Raw genomic sequence first — 15520 nt, 5'->3', positions numbered from 1 at the left:
ATTCTCAGCCGATCACGAACTTGTCTCGGTTTCTCTCGATAAATTGGTCCAGTGTGGTTAGCGGCACGTTCCAACTGCGCACAGCATCAAGGTCCACTTTGTAGCCCTCAACGTTGACCCAGGACTCGGACTGAGTCGCCAGAGCACCGTACTGGCGGTCAAGCAGTTCGGCTTCCGATAACGTGATCGCCGAGACCGGCTTCCCTGTGGCATTGCTCATCTTGGCGGCCACCTCGGGCAGCGTGGCACGCTCCACTGCCAGGTCGATCTCATGGCCGTGAAAACGCGCAGGGTCGGCGAAGGCGGCGGCAGCAAACGCGCCGATGTCATCTGCCGCAATCCAGTCAACGGCAGTGTCGGCTTCGATTGCAGTCTCGAACCTTCCGCGCTGGCGAAGCGAGGCGAACTGCATATCGGCCTGCGGCGGGACGATGTCCTCCATGATCATGGCCGGCTTCAGGATCACCCAGTGGCGGAAGCCCTGTGTCTTGACCATCTCAATTACAGCCGCCTTGTTGTTCCAGTACAGCGGCTCCCAGCGGCCTTCTTCCCAGCCTACGAAGTTCTTCTGATCACCCGCTCGGGCGACAGAGGTGTGGACCACTGTATCTACCCCTGCGCGTTTAGCGGCCTCGATTAAGGCCTTGCCGGTGACAACTTCCGTATCCGGATCGCCTGGATGTGAGCCCATCTGCATTGAGAAAACGCCATCTACCCCCGCCAGCGCTGCGTCCAGGCTGGCCGTATCGTTGAAGTCGCCCTTTACAACCACCACCCCTTGTGCGCCAAGGGCCTGGGCTGCGGCCGTGGATGTATCGCGCGTCATCGCGCGCACGGGCCGGCCTGCCTGCAACAAGGCACGCACGACAGCGCACCCTTGCTTGCCGGTGGCACCGGTGACCAAAATGGGGCGGATAGTGGAGTTCGACATGGAAAGCCTTTCGTCTGGATGGTTTGAGTGCTAACAACGCAACGACGCGCTGGACAACAAACCAACGATATACGAAACGCAATAGTTTCGGAACTGCATAGTTTAGAATCCCTAAAAATTGCAGGGCCGAAATGAACGACCAACCACACCACCCGCATCGGCTTCCTCCGGCAGAGCGCGGTCGGAATCAAGACTCCAGCCGTGACGAGCTCATCATTAACGCCACATTGGAGCTACTCGCCGCCAAGGGATACCACGGCCTGACGATGACGGACGTGGCGGCTCTTGCGGGGGTATCGAAGGCAACGCTATATAGGCGTTGGACGGCAAAGCCTGATCTAGTGGCCGACGCAGTTGCAACGCTGGACTCATTGAATGCGCCTAGGTATCCCGGCACTTCGCTCCGAGACGACCTTCTTGCTTTGGTGCATCAAGCAGGCAGCTGCGATGACCGTCCTGAAATTGTCACCGCCACCATGGAGATGGCGCGGTCGAACCCGGAGCTCTATCGAACACTGGTCGAGCGTTACAGCACCTTTATCCGGGCAGAGTTGGCCAAGATGTCTGCACGGGCGTCGGATGCAGGCTACGCACTCCTGTCCGAGGTCGAGCTCGATGTACTGGCTGATACGGTCATCGCGCTCTTGGCGCATTACGGTGGACCAACCGGTACACCGGTACCGTCAGAGCGACTGATCAAGATCGTCGATCATTTGCTGATGGTGCTGATAACCGGGTCACGGACTTCGACGTAGTCGGATTCACTCTGGTCTAGTGCTTAGGAGTTCCACTACGCCTCGGTTTGCAAGTGATCGACAGAACCCAGTGGCGATACGCGCTCAGAACGACTCCTTCCAGCCTGAAGCCGTCGGCCAGGAAGCCATTACGACGGGCTGCTCCTGGCCGGTAGCCCACTTTCGCAGTTTCCAAATTGATCGCTGGAAACCCCTGTAGGGCCGCTAATAACCAACTGCCTGCTTTGGTTTTTCATTGAGAATCTACCGCGCCCGGCAGACTTGATAGCCTGAAGTCCCCCGAGCCCCCCACCTGCACCCGTAACATCTGCGCCACAGCCAGCGCCGTCGCCAACGCCGCCCCCCGGTGCGCGCTGGTAAACGCCACCGCCCTGCCCTGCGCGTCATCCAGCCTCGGCCCATCTCCCACCAGCGCCTGCGCCACGGCGACCCCCTCGGCCATGTCCTGCACCCGCAGCGCCGCCCCCACTTCGCAAGCCAGCCGTGCCGCCTCGGCAAAGTTGAACGTGTGCGGCCCCGTCACCACCGGGCAGCCGCAGGCGGCCGCCTCGATCAGGTTCTGCCCGCCAAGTGGCGCGTAGCTGCCGCCCAGCAGGGCTGCGTGCGAGAGGCCGTAATACAGCGCCATCTCGCCCAGCGAGTCGCCCAACCACACGTCGGCGGTGCCGGGCGCGGCGCCCCAGGTGCTGCGGGGCGAAACCGTCAGGCCTGCGGCCTCGATCAGCTCCCGCACCTGGGCGAAGCGCTGGGGGTGGCGTGGCACCACCAGCCACTGCACGGGCAGGGCTGCTTCCGGTGTCGCTGCACCGGATACTCCTGAATTGATAGCAGCATGCCTTAGGGTTATTTGCGCTGGAGGCCTTTTTGGCTGCAAGGCCTCCAGCCACATCGCTTCTTCGCCCTCGCGGCTGCTGGCCAGCAGGACCACGCGGCGGCTGGTGGCGTCGCGCCATTCGCGGCCTTGCGCCAGTTGGGCGGCGTCGGGCACCACGTCGAACTTGAGGTTGCCGAACACGCCCTGCACGGGGGCGCCGGCCGCGCGCAGGCGCTCGGCGTCGGCCTCGGTCTGGGCCCAGGCGGCGGCCAGGCCCGCGTAGGCGGGGCGGGACAGCCACGACAGCCGGCGCGCGCCGGCGAGCGACTGGGCGTTGAGGCGGGCGTTGGCCAGCACCACGGGAATGCCGCGCTGGCGGCAGCCGGCCAGCAGGTTGGGCCAGATCTCGGTTTCCATGAGGATGCCGATCTCGGGGCGGAACTGCTGCAGAAAGCGCCGCACCGCGCCGGGCGTGTCCCACGGCTGCCAGACCTGCACGTCGCCGGGTTGCAGCAGTTTCTCGCCTTCGGCGCGGCCGGTGGCGGTGCCATGGGTGAGCAGCAGGCGCATGCCGGGCAGCAACTGGCGCAGCTCGGCCAGCAGGATGGCGGCGGCCCGGGTCTCGCCCAGCGAGACGGCATGCACCCAGACGAAGGGGTGGCCCAGGCCGGTGGTGCTGATGGGGGCCAAGCTGTCCATCGCCTGCGGGTAGTGGCCGAAGCGTTCTTCGACGGCCACGCCGTAGCCGGGCTCGGTGGCGGCGCGGCGGCGCAGCTTCGCGCGCAGCAGCGGCTGGGCCAGCCAGGTGATGGCCGAGTACAGGGCGCGGGCGGGGGTCACTGCCCTGCCACGCCCGCGGTGCCGGGCCGGCCGGGTTCTGTGGGGAGCACGCGGCCCTGCCACCCGTCGCCGTTGCCATCGCGCACTACGATGACCAGGCAGGTGCCGGTGCCTGGGGCGGCCGCCACGCAGGCGCCGCCCGGCGCCCAAAAGGCGCTGCGCCCCGCGCAGGCGTAGCCGCCGGTAGGCCCGCCGTGGTTGGCCAGCAGCACGGCCATGCCCCACTCGGCGGCGTAGCCCTGCAGCTGCGCGGTCTCCCGCGAATAGGCGCCTTCGGAGATCACCGAGCCGCAGGCGTACAGGGCCGCGCCGCCTGCGCGTGCGGCGCGGGCGTGTTCGGGGTGCGTGGTGTCGGCGCACACGGCCAGCGCGGTGGGTTGGCCGACCAGGGGGCGCACGTGGAAATCCTCGGTGCCTGGGCTGGCGAAGGTGTTTTCGCCGGGGTGCAGATGGCGCTTGCGGTACAGGGCGGCGCGGCCATCGGGCCCGAACACCCAGGCGCCGATGGCCGGCAGGCCGCCCGGCACGGCGGGGGCCACGGGCGCGCCGACCACCACGGCCATGCCATGGGCGCGGGCGGCGTCGCGCAGCGGCGCCAGCACGGCATCGTCCGCGCCAAGCACGTGGCGGGCCGCCAGGTCGGGCTCATAGCCCGTGAGCGACAACTCGGGAAAGACGAGCAGCTGCACGCCTTCCTGGGCGGCGGCCTGCACCATGGCCAGGTGCGCCTGCACGTTGGCCGGCACATCGCCGGGCAGGGAGATCGACTGCGCCGCTGCCACGGTGTACAGCGGTGGGAACACAGGGGGATTCAAGGGGCGGATGGTCCGTGGAGCGGGCGTTGGATGGCAGGCGGCGGATGGCGGATGGCGAACGCTCAGTGGGCCGCGGCACCCACGTGCGCGTCGGGCTTGACCCGGTGCAGCAGCGCGAGCATGGCCGCTTCGATGCGCGCCAGCGCCTCGGGCGTATGGCCTTCGAAGCGAAGCACCAGCACGGGCGTGGTGTTGCTCGCGCGGATCAGGCCGAAGCCGTCCGGCCAATCCACGCGCAGGCCGTCGATGGTGTTGATCTCGGCCGGGGCGGCGAAGGTTTCGGCGGCCAGGGCCTGCAGTTCGGCGGTCAGGCGGTGCGGCTCGCCTTCGGCGCACGACACGTTCAGCTCGGGCGTGGAATGGCTGGTGGGCAGGCCGTTGAGCACAGCGCCGGGGTCGCTTTCGCGGCTCAAAATTTCGAGCAGGCGGCAGCCGGCATAGGTGCCGTCGTCGAAGCCGAACCAGCGCTCCTTGAAGAAGATGTGCCCGCTCATCTCGCCGCCCAGGGGCGAGTCGAGTTCCTTCATGCGCGCCTTGATGAGCGAGTGGCCGGTCTTGTACATGACGGGTTGGCCGCCCGCCTCGGTGATGGCGGGGGCCAGGCGCTGGGTGCACTTCACGTCGAAGAGGATGTGGCCGCCGGGCACGCGCGAGAGCACGTCGCGGGCGAACAGCATCATCTGGCGGTCGGGAAAGATGTTCTGGCCGTCCTTGGTGACGATGCCCAGCCGGTCGCCGTCGCCATCGAAGGCCAGGCCCAGTTCGGCGTCGCTCGACTGCAGCGTGGCGATCAGGTCGCGCAGGTTCTCGGGCTTGCTGGGGTCGGGATGGTGGTTGGGGAAGTCGCCGTCCACCTCGGAAAACAGCTCGATCACCTCGCAGCCCAGCGCGCGGAAGATGCCCGGGGCCGAGGCGCCGGCAATGCCGTTGCCGCTGTCCACCACGATCTTCATGGGGCGGGCGAGCTTGACGTCGGAGGTGATGCGCTGCACGTAGGCGGGCAGTACGTCGGCCTGGCGCACGCTGCCGCCCTGGGCCAGCGTCCAGCTTTCTTCTTCCATGGTGCGGCGCAGGGCCTGGATCTCGTCGCCGTAGATGGCGCGGCCGGCCAGCACCATCTTGAAGCCGTTGTAGTCCTTGGGGTTGTGGCTGCCGGTGACCTGGATGCCGCTGTGGCACAGGGTGTGGGCGGCAAAGTAGAGCATGGGGGTGGTGGCGGGGCCGATGTCGATGACCTCGATGCCGGCATCCACCAGCCCGGCGATCAGTGCGAAGGCCAGCGAGGGGCCGGACAGGCGGCCGTCGCGCCCCACGGCCACCACCGTCTGACCCTCGGCCCGCGCGGCGGTGCCGAAGGCGCGCCCCAGGCCCCGGGCCACTTCGTCGTTCAGGGTGCTCGGCACGATGCCGCGGATGTCGTAGGCCTTGAAGATGGCGGGCGTGGGCTGCACAGGGGGTTCCTTCGCGGTTCGGGAGAAATCGCGGGGCGCGGCGGGCGCATGGTGCGCTGCGGCGCCCCTTCTCGTTGGACGGGATCGCGGCATTGTAGGCGCGGGGTCGAGCGCCGCCGGGGCCGCGGCGCGTAGGCCGGCGCCGCATCTTCGGACGCGCCGGGCGCGTCCGCGGCGCGTCAGGCACATGTCCGGAAACGGCCAGCGCTGCCACGTCGCCGGCCTATGATGGCCCTTCATGACAGCGCCCCGCCCTCCCCTGGCCACCGATGCCGACGATGCCCGCTACCGGGCGATGGCGGCGCGGGATGCGCGCTTCGACGGCCGGTTCTTCACCGGGGTGACCTCCACCGGCATCTACTGCCGGCCGGTGTGCGCGGTGCGCACGCCGCGGCGCGAGAATTGCCGCTTCTTCGCGCTGGCCGCGCAGGCCGAGAGCGCGGGTTTTCGGCCCTGCCTGCGCTGCCGGCCCGAACTGGCGCCGCGCGCGCTGGCCTGGTCGGTGCAGGACGCGCCCGACATCCTGGTGCGCGAGGCGCTGCGCCTGCTGGAGGGCGAAGGCGCTTGGGAAGCCGCCGCCACCGGCCCATCCCCCCTGCAACGCCTGGCCGCCCGGCTGGGCGTGAGCGACCGGCACCTGCGCCGCATCTTCGAGACGGCTCTGGGCGTGTCGCCCCTGCAATACCTGCAGACGCGCCGCCTGCTGGCCGCCAAGCAGTTGCTGACCGACACCGACCTGCCCGTCACGCAGGTGGCGCTGGCCAGCGGCTTCGGCAGCGTGCGGCGCTTCAATGCGGCGTTTGCCGGGCACTACGGGCTCAACCCCACGCAGTTGCGCAAGACCGGCGCGGGCACGGCGGGCGGCGCCAGCAGCACGGTGCGCCTGGCCTACCGGCCGCCGCTGGACGTGCCGGCCCTGCTGGCGTTTTTCGCCAAGCGGCAGATCCATGCGGTGGAGTCGGTGTCCACCGAGGGCGAGCAGGCCCTGCGCCGCACGGTGCGGCTGGTGGCGGGGGGGCAGGTGCATGCCGGCTGGCTGAGCGCCCGGTTCGATCCCGACCGCCCCCAGGTGCTGCTGCAGACCAGCGACAACCTGCACCCGGTGCTGCCGCTGGTGATCGCGCGGGTGCGCGCCCTGCTCGACCTGGACGCCGACCCGCAGGCCATCAACGCCGTGCTGCACAGTGCCTTTCCCGAGGGCGACGGGCTGCGCGTGCCCGGCGCATTCGACGGGTTCGAGCTGGCGGTGCGCGCCGTGCTGGGCCAGCAGATCACCGTGGCCGCGGCCCGCACGCTGGCGCAGCGGCTGATGGAGCGCTTCGGCGAGCCCATCGACACGCCCTGGCCGGCGCTGACGCGGCTGTTCCCTTCGCCGGCGGTGCTGGCCGGCGCGGCGGGCCATGCGCTGGGGCAGTTGGGCATCGTGCGCCAGCGGCAGGCCGCCATCGTGGCGCTGGCGCAGGCGGTGGACAGCGGGCGCCTGGCGCTGCACGGCGCGGCCGACGTGGCGGCCACCACGGCGGCGCTGTGCGGGCTGCCGGGTATCGGCGACTGGACGGCGCAGTACATCGCCATGCGGGCGCTGCGCTGGCCCGATGCGTTTCCGGCGGGCGACGTGGCGCTGCACAAGGCGCTGGGCGTGCAGGGCGCGCCGCGCGCGGCCCAGGCGGCCACGGCCGCGTCGCAAGCGTGGCGGCCGTGGCGCAGCTATGCGGTGATCCGGGCGTGGACGCTGGGGAGCACGCCCACGGCCTCGGGGGCGCCCACCACGCAATCACTATTAAAAACATAGCAATATGCCGGCGCATTCATTGTGCTGGAGCCACTTTTTACCTTGGATTCGATCATGCAGTTCCATCCCCTCACCGTGCAAAGCCGCACGCCCACCCCGCTGGGCGACGTGCGCCTGTCCGCCTCGCCGCTGGGCCTGTCGGGCCTGTGGTTCGACGGGCAGCGCCACCAGCCCGAAGCGTTGCTCGACGGCCCCGGCGCCTGGCCCGTGGACGACGCCCATCCAGTGCTGCTGCGCGCCAAGGCCCAGTTCCACGAATACCTGGACGGCCGGCGCACCCGCTTCGACCTGCCGCTGGACCTGTCGGGCGGCACGCGGTTCCAGCAGGCCGTGTGGCAGGCGCTGCTGGGCATTCCCTGCGGCGCCACCACCAGCTACGGTGCCCTGAGCCGCCTGCTGGAGCGGCCGCTGGCCGTGCGCGCCGTGGGCGCGGCGGTGGGCCGCAACCCGGTGAGCGTGATCGTGCCGTGCCACCGCGTGGTGGGCTCGGCGGGCAGCCTGACGGGCTATGCCGGCGGGCTGCCGCGCAAGGCCTGGCTGCTGCAGCGCGAAGGCGCGGTGCCTGCCGCCAGTGGAGGGCACGGCCCCGGCACGCTGCCGCTCTTTGCCGGCGAAGCACCTGCCGCCGCAGGGGCCACGGCATGAGCGCGCGGGCGGCCGGCGCGCCGGGGGCCGTGGGCGCGGCGCCCAAGGCGTGGCTGGGCGAGTTCATCGTGCTGTCGGCGCTGTGGGGCGCGTCGTTCCTGTTCATGCGGCTGGGCGCGGCGGAGTTCGGCGCGCTGCCCGCCGCCGGCCTGCGCGTGGGCCTGGCCACGCTCTTCCTGTGGCCGATCCTGCTGCGCCAGGGGCAGTGGCCGGCGCTGCGCCGGCACTGGCGGCCGATCATGCTGGCCGGGCTGATCAACTCCGCCATTCCGTTCGCGCTGTTCGCCTGGGCGGTGATGCACCTGGCGACGGGGCTCACGTCCATCCTGAACGCGACGGTGCCGCTCTTCGGTGCGCTGGTGGCCTGGGTGTGGCTGGGCGACCGCATCACGCGGCTGCGCTGGCTCGGGCTGGCGCTGGGGTTCATCGGCGTGGCGCTGCTGGCCTGGCGGGCGCCGGCGGGCGTGGGCCTGAAGACGGGGCACGCCGGCTGGGCGCTCGGGGCCTGCCTGCTGGCCTCGTCGTGCTACGCGGTGGCCGCGAGCTTCGCGCGCCGCTACCTCACGGGCATTCCGCCCCTGGCCACGGCCACGGGCAGCCAGCTGGGCGCCGCCCTGGGCCTGGCGCTGCCGGCGATCTGGTTCTGGCCCGCGCAGACGCCCGGCCTGCGCGCTTGGGCCGCGGTGGTGGCGCTGGCCGTGCTGTGCACCGGCATCGCCTACATCCTGTACTTTCGCCTGATCGCCCATGCCGGGCCCAGCCGGGCGCTGGCGGTGACCTTCCTGGCGCCGGTGTTCGCGGTGTTCTACGGCGCGGTGTTCCTGCACGAGGCCGTCACGCCGTGGATGGTGGGCTGCGGGCTGGTGATCGTGTGCGGCACGATGCTGTCCACCGGGCTGATCGGGCCGCGGCGGCGCACCGGCGCGGGCTGACGAGCCGCAAAGGCCGCCGGGGCGCCAGGGCCCCGGCTCACGCCTCCTGCGCGGCCTGCGCCTGCAGCGCCCGGACGATGTCGGCGCGCAGGGCCAGCAGGGGCGCGTGCAGCTCGCCCACCACCGCCTCCAGCGGGTCGCCGGTCGAGACGCTGCAGTTGAGCACGTAGATGGCATCGGCGGTGGCCAGCGGCGTGGCCAGCGCCACGACCTCGGGCTGCCACGCCGCGGCGCAGAAGTTCCGCGCGTGGACGCTGGCCCGGGCGTCGTCGATCTCCCGCTCGATCGCTTTCCACTGGCCCCGCCGGCGCGCCTTGAACACCTCCAGCAGCGCCGTGCGCTGCGGGGCCGGCGCCACGGCCAGGTAGGCGCGGCCCAGCGACGTCAGCTCCATGGGCACGCGCTGGCCGGACACGACATGCCGCAGCACGATCCGCCGGTTGTACCGGATGGATTCGAGGTACACCATCTCGTCGCGGTCCGGCGCGGCCAGGCCGACGTTGATGCGCCGCGATTCGGCCAGGGCCCGCATCAGCGGCGCGGCGGCCGAGAGCACCCGCGAGCCGGTGCGCATCGAATGCGCCAGGCTCAGCACCGCGGGCGCCAGCCGGTAGGCGCGCCGCGCCGGGTCCCACTGCAGCATGCCCGCGCCCACCAGCGTCTGCGTCAGCCGGCTCACCGTGGCCTTGGACAGGCCGGTGCGCTCCACCAGGTCTCCGTTGCCGAGCAGCTCCGAGCCCGGGCGGAAGGCGCGAAGAATCTCGATGCCCCGCTCCAGCGAGCGGTTGGAGGGCGACTGCCCGGGCAGGTCCGGGAGGATGGCGGAACGGGTCATGAGAGGGGTTTTCCTGGCGCCCGGCCTGGGCGAGCGCCGATTGTCCAGCGTGCCGGCACCCTCGTCCAGTTTCACTGGTTGGAACAGCGGGGGGCACAAGACGGGGGGAACTGCCTAAGCTTTGGGCAGCCCGGCATGGCACACCGATGGGATGCCGGACGCGACCAGACCACAACAGGAGACAACGCAATGCCCACCCCCTTCGCTCGCCGATGCGCGAGAGCGATTTCCCTCTTTCTCGCACTGGCCTGTCCGCTCGCCCCGGCCTGGGCCGGGTTTCCGGACAAACCCCTCAAGCTCGTCGTGCCCTTCGCCCCCGGGGGCGGCACCGACCTGATCGCGCGCACGCTGGGCGCGGAAATGTCCAAGGACCTGGGCCAGCCGGTCATCATCGAAAACAAGCCCGGCGCCGGCACCATGATCGGCACGGACAACGTGGCCAAGAGCCCGCCGGACGGCTACGTGGCCGTGGTGGCGTCCTTCGCGCATGCCATCAATCCGGCGCTGCAGCCCAAGCTGCCCTACGGCAGCAACAAGGCGTTCCAGCCGGTCATCCTGATCGGGCGCGGGCCCAACGTGCTGGTGGTGCGGCCCGAGAGCCCGTACAAGACCGTGGCCGAGGTGGTGGCCGCCGCCAAGGCCCATCCGGGCAAGCTCACTTACGCATCGCAGGGTGCGGGCACCTCCGCGCACCTGGCCGGCGAAATGTTCGGCAACCTCGCCAAGGTCTCGCTCACGCACATCCCCTACCGTGGCGCGGGCCCGGCGCTGACCGACCTGCTGGGCGGGCAGGTGGACATGATGTTCGCCACCGCTGCGGCGGTGTCCACCTTCGTGGACACCGGCAAGCTGCGCGCCCTGGGCGTGACGACCGCGCAGCCCTCCGACGCCTTCAAGGGCGTCCCGACCGTCGCGGCCACGGTGCCGGGCTATCGGGTGGAGAGCTGGTACGGCCTTTATGTGCCGGCCGGCACGCCCGCACCGGTGGTCGAACGGCTCAACGCGGCGGCGCAGAAGGCGGCCCGCTCGCCCGACTTCGTTCGCAAGCTCGAACACGAAGGCCTGGTGATCAACGCCGGCCCCCCGGCGGAGCTGGACACCTACGTGCAGGCCGAGGAGCAGCGCTGGGCCCGGATCATCCAGGAAAACAGCATCAAGCCCGACTGAACACCCTGCCCGCCCCCCTGCCGGCACCGACCCCGATTCCCCTGTAGAGAGAACAAGCCATGCGCTACACCCTGATCGAACTGCACACCACCGACGCGGTGGCCACCGTCACGCTCAACCGCCCCGACAAGCGCAACGCCATGAGCGACGACATGCGAACGGAGTTCATCGACGCGCTCGAAAAGGTGGCTGCGGACCGCAGCATCCGCGCGCTCGTCCTCACGGGCGCGGGCAAGGGCTTTTGCGCGGGCGGAGACATCGCCGGCATGCAGCGGCGCATGAACGCACCGGCGGGCGAGGTCGGCTTCAACGGCTGGCAGCGCCAGCAGCGCGTGCACCAGACGCAGGCGCTGCTGCACACCATGCCCAAGCCGGTGATCGCCGCCGTCAACGGCGCGGCCTCGGGCCTGGGCGCCGACACGGCGCTCGCCTGCGACTTCATCCTGGCCAGCGAATGGGCCAGCTTCACCTGGAGCTACGTGCTGCGCGGCATCGTGCCGGACGGGGGCGGCATGTACTTCCTGCCGCGCCGGGTCGGCCTCTCGCAGGCCAAGCAGCTCATCTTCACCGGGCGCAAAGTGGACGCCGACGAGGCCCTGGCCCTGGGCATCGTGGACCGCCGGACCACGGCCGCCTCGCTGCTGGCCGACGCGCAGGCGTGGGCCAGGGAGCTGGGCAGCGCGTCGCCCACCGCGATCGCGCTCACCAAGACGATCCTCAACCAGAGCTTCGAGCGGACCTCGCACGACGTGTTCGCGCAGGGCAGCCAGGCGCAGGGTATCTGCTACACGAGCAGCGAGCACCGCGCCGCCGTGGAGTCGTTCCTGGCCCGTTCGGCCGCCACGGAGTGATGCCATGAACGAAGCCATCGCCAAGCTGCTGTCGCCGCGCAGCGTCGCCGTCATCGGCGCCTCGGCCGACCCGCAAAAGACCACGGGCCGTCCGGTGGCCTATCTGCAAAAGCACGGGTACTCGGGCCGCATCCTGCCGGTCAATCCCAAGGTGGAGCGCATCGGCGACCTGCCCTGCTATCCCGACGTGGCCTCGCTGCCCGAGGTGCCGGACGTGGCCGTGGTGCTGCTGGGTGCCGAGCGCGCGCACCAGACGGTCCGGGAGCTGTCGGCGCGCGGCTGCGCGGCGGCCATCGTGCTGGCCAGCGGCTACACCGAAACCGGCGAGGAAGGCGCGCACCGCCAGGCGCAACTCATGGAGGCGGCCGGCCGCATGCGCATCCTGGGGCCCAACACTATCGGGCTGGTCAACCTGACCGACGGCATCGTGCTCTCGCCCTCCGGCGCGCTGGAGATGGATGCGTTTCCGGTGGGCGGCATCGGCGTGGTGTCGCAAAGCGGCGGCATCCTGGGCTCGCTGCTGTCGCGCGCGGCGGCGCGGGGCATCGGCCTGTCCAAGCTCATATCCACCAGCAACGAGGTGGATCTGGAGCTGGCCGATTTCATCGACCACCTGGCCGACGACCCGGCCACCCAGGTGATCGCGCTGTATGTCGAGGCGGTGCGCCACCCGGCCCGGTTCCGGGCGGCCTGCCTCAAGGCCGCACGTGCCGGCAAGCCGGTGGTGGCCTTCAAGGTGGGGCGCTCAGAGGCAGGGGCGCAGGCCGCCGTGTCGCACACCGGCGCCCTGGCCGGTGCCGACCGCATGTACGACGCGCTGTTCAAGCAGGTGGGCGTGATCCGCGCGGAGCGCTTCGCCGACCTGCTGGACGTGCCGGCCGCGCTGTGCACCGGGCGGCGCCTGCGCGGCAACCGCGTGGCCATCCTCACCTCGACCGGGGGCGCGGGCACGCTGGTGTCCGACGACCTGGGCGTGGCCGGCTTCGAGACCCCCCCGCCCGATGCGGCCACGGCCCAGGCGCTGCGGGCCCTGCAGACCGGCAGCGAGGCGGTGCTGGACCGCAACCCCATCGACGTCACGCTCGCCGGGCTGCGGCCCGACCTGCTGCGGGGCGCCATCACGGCGCTGCTGGCCAGCCCGCGCTACGACGCGCTGGTCATCATCGTCGGCTCCTCCAGCCTGGCGATGCCGGAGCTGCTGGCCGGCGCGATCCAGGCCTGCCTGCCGGGTTCCGACAAGCCGGTGCTGGCCTACGTCAGCCCGCACGCACCGGAGATCGGGGCGCTGCTGACCCAGCGCGGCGTGCCGGCCTTCGCCGCCGCCGAAAGCTGCACCGCCGCGCTGGCCGGCATGCTGCGTGCGAGCCGCTTCGAGGTGCCCGGGGAGCCCGGGGCCGCCGCCCTTGCCCCGGGCCCGGCCGCGGTGGCGCTGGAGCCGTTGCCCGGCGGGCCGCTGGACGAAGCTCAGGCGAAGGCGGTGTTCGGCCGCTTCGGCGTGCCCTGCGCGGCCGAGCGCGTGGTGGGCACGGCGGCCGAGGCCGAGGCCGCCGCGCTCGAACTGGGCGGGCCGGTGGTGCTCAAGATCCTGTCCTCGCGCATCACGCACAAGAGCGACGTGGGCGGCGTGGCCGTGGGCCTGCTGCCGCAGACCATCGGCGCGCGGCTGGACCGGATGGCCGATGAGGTCGAGGCCCGGGCCGGCGAGCGTCCGGACCGGTTTCTGGTCCAGCAGATGGTCGGGGGCGGCACCGAGCTGATCCTCGGCCTGCACCGCGATGCGCTGGGCACCGCCGTGCTGCTGGGCATGGGGGGCGTGACGGCCGAACTGTTCCAGGACACCGCCTTGCGCCTGCTGCCCTGCGAGGGCGGCCGGCTCGGCGCGCTGAGCCGGGCCGAGGCGCTGTCCATGGCGCAGGAGCTCAAGACCTGGCCGCTGCTGGACGGCTTCCGGGGCCGCCCCTGCGCCGATGTGCAGGCGCTGGTGGACGCGGTGGTGGCTTTCTCGGCCATGGCCGCGCAACTGGGCGATCGCGTGGTCGAGGCGGAGATCAACCCGGTGTTCGTCCTGCCCCGGGGCCAGGGCGTGTGCGCCGCGGACGGCGTGCTGGTGCTGGCGTGAGCGCGAGCGCCTCCAAGGCCGGCGCCTTCGCTTCGTCCCCGGGTTTTGAAAGCAAAGGACATCCGCCCACCATGCATGCCACCGAAGTCTTCGGGCAATATGCCCGCGCGTTCCAACACACCACCCTGCCCGATCCGGTGATCCACCACGCCAAGCGCGCCGTCATCGACTGGCATGCCTCGCTGTTTCCGGGCCTGGCCACCGCGCCGCTGGCCCAGCTGGAACAGGTGCTGGCCGACGACCTGGACCGCGGCCCCGCCCGCCTGGGCAACGGCCGCGCCGCCACGGCCCAGGCGGCGGCGCTGTACAACGGCGCGGCAGCGCACGCGGCCGAGGTGGACGACAGTTTTCGCGAGGCCATGTACCACCCCGGCGCGGCCACCATCGCTGCGGCCCTCGCAGCCGGCCAGCAGGCCGGCGCCAGCGGGCTGGTGTTCCTGCGCGCCCTAGTGCTGGGCTATGAGGTCTCGACCCGCATCGGTGTGGTCATGGGCCGGCCGCACTACCGCTTCTGGCACAACACCGGGACCGTGGGCGCCTTCGGCGCCGCGGCGGCGGCCAGCGGGGTGCTGCAGTTGGACGCCGCCCCCTTCGCCCATGCGCTGGCCACGGCGGCCACCTTCGCCTCAGGCCTGCAGCAGGCATTCCGGATGGACTCGATGTCCAAGCCGTTGCACGCCGGCCGCGCGGCCGAGGCCGGCCTGCTGGCCGCGCAACTGGCCGGCCAGCGCGTGACCGGCTCGCTGGACGTGCTGGATGGCGAGGCGGGCCTGGGCCGCGCCATGAGCGACGGCCCGGACTGGTCGCACGCCGGCGACACCCTGGGGCGCGACTTCCACATCACGCGCCTGACGTTCAAGAACCACATCGGCTGCGGGCACACGTTTGCGGCCATCGACGGCGCACTGGCGCTGCGCGCAGCGCACAAGCTGCAGCCGGCCGACATCCGCCACGTGCAGGTCGCCACCTATGGCCCGGCGCTTGACATCGCCTGCTACGAAAACCCGCAAACCGAAAACGAGGCCCGGTTCAGCCTGCGCTTCGTCGTGGCCACCGCCCTGGTGCACGGCAGCGTGCGCCTGGCCGCCTACACGCCCGAGCGGCTGGCCGACCCGGCGCTGCGGGCCATGGTGGGCCGCATCGGCGCGGTGGTCGATCCCGAAATCGACGCCGCCTTTCCGGGCCGGCGGTCCGCCCGCGTGGAGATCGAAACCCACGATGGCCGCCGCCTGGTGTGGCTGCAGCCGGACCGCAAGGGCGACCCCGAACTGCCGCTGTCGGACGAAGAGCTGGAGGGCAAATTCCTGGAACTGGCAGCGCCGGTCATCGGTGCGGGGCGCGCACAGCGCCTGCTCGGCCACCTCTGGGCGCTGGACCGGGCGCCGGACCTGCACGGCCTCGCGGCCTGATCCGGGCGCGGCGGCCCGACCCGTCCGCCTTCCGGAAAAACCCGAGAGAGGCGCCCGGCCGCCAACTTTCGTGCGGGCGCTGCTCTGCCATGGTCATGAACCCGTTCTAAACTCGGCCCATGCCCCTCGCGCCCCACTTCTGCATGGATTGTCCTGTTCGGGTC

The 15520-nt window shown here is 71.1% G+C and carries 13 protein-coding genes; 8 read left to right on the top strand and 5 right to left on the bottom strand.

The features are described from left to right. Positions 1–4: 4 nt before the first annotated feature. Positions 5–931 carry an NmrA family NAD(P)-binding protein gene (locus M5C96_RS11860; RefSeq protein ID WP_272569289.1) on the bottom strand — a complete coding sequence of 309 codons (927 nt, stop codon included), beginning with the start codon at positions 929–931 and terminating at the stop codon, positions 5–7. A 131-nt stretch (positions 932–1062) separates the two neighbouring features. Here M5C96_RS11860 and M5C96_RS11855 point away from each other — a divergent pair, with 131 nt between their 5' ends. Beyond that, the gene (locus tag M5C96_RS11855; RefSeq protein WP_272569288.1) at positions 1063–1686 is read left to right on the top strand and encodes a TetR/AcrR family transcriptional regulator; all 624 of its coding nucleotides are present in this window, start codon (positions 1063–1065) and stop codon (positions 1684–1686) included. A 232-nt stretch (positions 1687–1918) separates the two neighbouring features. Here M5C96_RS11855 and M5C96_RS11850 read toward each other — a convergent pair whose 3' ends face one another. The 3 genes from M5C96_RS11850 to M5C96_RS11840 all read right to left on the bottom strand — a co-directional run bounded on the left by M5C96_RS11850 (position 1919) and on the right by M5C96_RS11840 (position 5606). Next, positions 1919–3340 carry a 3-deoxy-D-manno-octulosonic acid transferase gene (locus tag M5C96_RS11850; protein WP_272569287.1) on the bottom strand — a complete coding sequence of 474 codons (1422 nt, stop codon included), beginning with the start codon at positions 3338–3340 and terminating at the stop codon, positions 1919–1921. Beyond that, positions 3337–4155 carry a carbon-nitrogen hydrolase family protein gene (locus M5C96_RS11845; RefSeq protein ID WP_272569286.1) on the bottom strand — a complete coding sequence of 273 codons (819 nt, stop codon included), beginning with the start codon at positions 4153–4155 and terminating at the stop codon, positions 3337–3339. Before M5C96_RS11845 ends, M5C96_RS11850 begins: the two co-directional genes overlap by 4 nt. A 62-nt stretch (positions 4156–4217) precedes the next feature. Next, a complete protein-coding gene (locus M5C96_RS11840; RefSeq protein ID WP_272569285.1) occupies positions 4218–5606 on the bottom strand; it encodes a phosphomannomutase/phosphoglucomutase in 1389 nt (462 codons plus the stop codon). Positions 5607–5844: 238 nt separating this feature from the next. On the opposite strand from M5C96_RS11840, the gene M5C96_RS11835 reads away from it, so the two are divergent. From M5C96_RS11835 to M5C96_RS11825, 3 genes are read left to right on the top strand one after another with little or no spacing between them, the layout of a single operon-like run. Then, a complete protein-coding gene (locus tag M5C96_RS11835; RefSeq protein ID WP_272569284.1) occupies positions 5845–7398 on the top strand; it encodes a DNA-3-methyladenine glycosylase 2 family protein in 1554 nt (517 codons plus the stop codon). Between the two features lie 54 nt (positions 7399–7452). Then, positions 7453–8043 (top strand): methylated-DNA--[protein]-cysteine S-methyltransferase, encoded by a 591-nt coding sequence (locus tag M5C96_RS11830; RefSeq protein ID WP_272569283.1) that lies wholly within the window; start codon positions 7453–7455, stop codon positions 8041–8043. Next, the gene (locus M5C96_RS11825; protein ID WP_272569282.1) at positions 8040–8975 is read left to right on the top strand and encodes a DMT family transporter; all 936 of its coding nucleotides are present in this window, start codon (positions 8040–8042) and stop codon (positions 8973–8975) included. The genes M5C96_RS11830 and M5C96_RS11825 overlap by 4 nt, the downstream gene beginning before the upstream one ends. A gap of 37 nt (positions 8976–9012) precedes the next feature. Here the strand turns inward: M5C96_RS11825 and M5C96_RS11820 are convergent, their stop codons facing one another. Next, positions 9013–9810 carry an IclR family transcriptional regulator gene (locus tag M5C96_RS11820; RefSeq protein ID WP_272569281.1) on the bottom strand — a complete coding sequence of 266 codons (798 nt, stop codon included), beginning with the start codon at positions 9808–9810 and terminating at the stop codon, positions 9013–9015. 189 nt (positions 9811–9999) lie between these two features. Here M5C96_RS11820 and M5C96_RS11815 point away from each other — a divergent pair, with 189 nt between their 5' ends. From M5C96_RS11815 to M5C96_RS11800, 4 genes are all read left to right on the top strand, one after another. Then, entirely contained in the window at positions 10000–10977 is a 978-nt protein-coding gene (locus M5C96_RS11815; protein ID WP_272569280.1) for a tripartite tricarboxylate transporter substrate binding protein, read from the top strand. Positions 10978–11036: 59 nt separating this feature from the next. Then, positions 11037–11828: an enoyl-CoA hydratase/isomerase family protein gene (locus M5C96_RS11810; RefSeq protein WP_272569279.1), complete on the top strand. Its 792-nt coding sequence runs from the start codon at positions 11037–11039 to the stop codon at positions 11826–11828. A gap of 4 nt (positions 11829–11832) precedes the next feature. Continuing rightward, on the top strand, positions 11833–13947 hold the full coding sequence (locus tag M5C96_RS11805) for an acetate--CoA ligase family protein (RefSeq protein ID WP_272569278.1): 2115 nt from the start codon (positions 11833–11835) through the stop codon (positions 13945–13947). 71 nt (positions 13948–14018) lie between these two features. Next, on the top strand, positions 14019–15356 hold the full coding sequence (locus tag M5C96_RS11800) for an MmgE/PrpD family protein (protein WP_272569276.1): 1338 nt from the start codon (positions 14019–14021) through the stop codon (positions 15354–15356). The last annotated feature ends 164 nt before the right edge of the window (positions 15357–15520 follow it).

It is taken from the genome of Acidovorax sp. GBBC 1281 (genome assembly GCF_028473645.1).
GTDB lineage: Bacteria > Pseudomonadota > Gammaproteobacteria > Burkholderiales > Burkholderiaceae_C > Paracidovorax.
Note: the sequence above shows the minus strand (reverse complement) of the source record. Positions and strands in the feature narration are given on the sequence as shown.

Bases quoted from the DNA above. Each gene is read 5' to 3' on its own strand.
- M5C96_RS11825 (WP_272569282.1), top strand. From the start codon at position 8,040: ATGAGCGCGCGGGCGGCCGGCGCGCCGGGGGCCGTGGGCGCGGCGCCC.
- M5C96_RS11800 (WP_272569276.1), top strand. From the start codon at position 14,019: ATGCATGCCACCGAAGTCTTCGGGCAATATGCCCGCGCGTTCCAACAC.
- M5C96_RS11860 (WP_272569289.1), bottom strand. From the start codon at position 931: ATGTCGAACTCCACTATCCGCCCCATTTTGGTCACCGGTGCCACCGGC.
- M5C96_RS11855 (WP_272569288.1), top strand. From the start codon at position 1,063: ATGAACGACCAACCACACCACCCGCATCGGCTTCCTCCGGCAGAGCGC.
- M5C96_RS11835 (WP_272569284.1), top strand. From the start codon at position 5,845: ATGACAGCGCCCCGCCCTCCCCTGGCCACCGATGCCGACGATGCCCGC.
- M5C96_RS11820 (WP_272569281.1), bottom strand. From the start codon at position 9,810: ATGACCCGTTCCGCCATCCTCCCGGACCTGCCCGGGCAGTCGCCCTCC.
- M5C96_RS11830 (WP_272569283.1), top strand. From the start codon at position 7,453: ATGCAGTTCCATCCCCTCACCGTGCAAAGCCGCACGCCCACCCCGCTG.
- M5C96_RS11815 (WP_272569280.1), top strand. From the start codon at position 10,000: ATGCCCACCCCCTTCGCTCGCCGATGCGCGAGAGCGATTTCCCTCTTT.
- M5C96_RS11805 (WP_272569278.1), top strand. From the start codon at position 11,833: ATGAACGAAGCCATCGCCAAGCTGCTGTCGCCGCGCAGCGTCGCCGTC.
- M5C96_RS11810 (WP_272569279.1), top strand. From the start codon at position 11,037: ATGCGCTACACCCTGATCGAACTGCACACCACCGACGCGGTGGCCACC.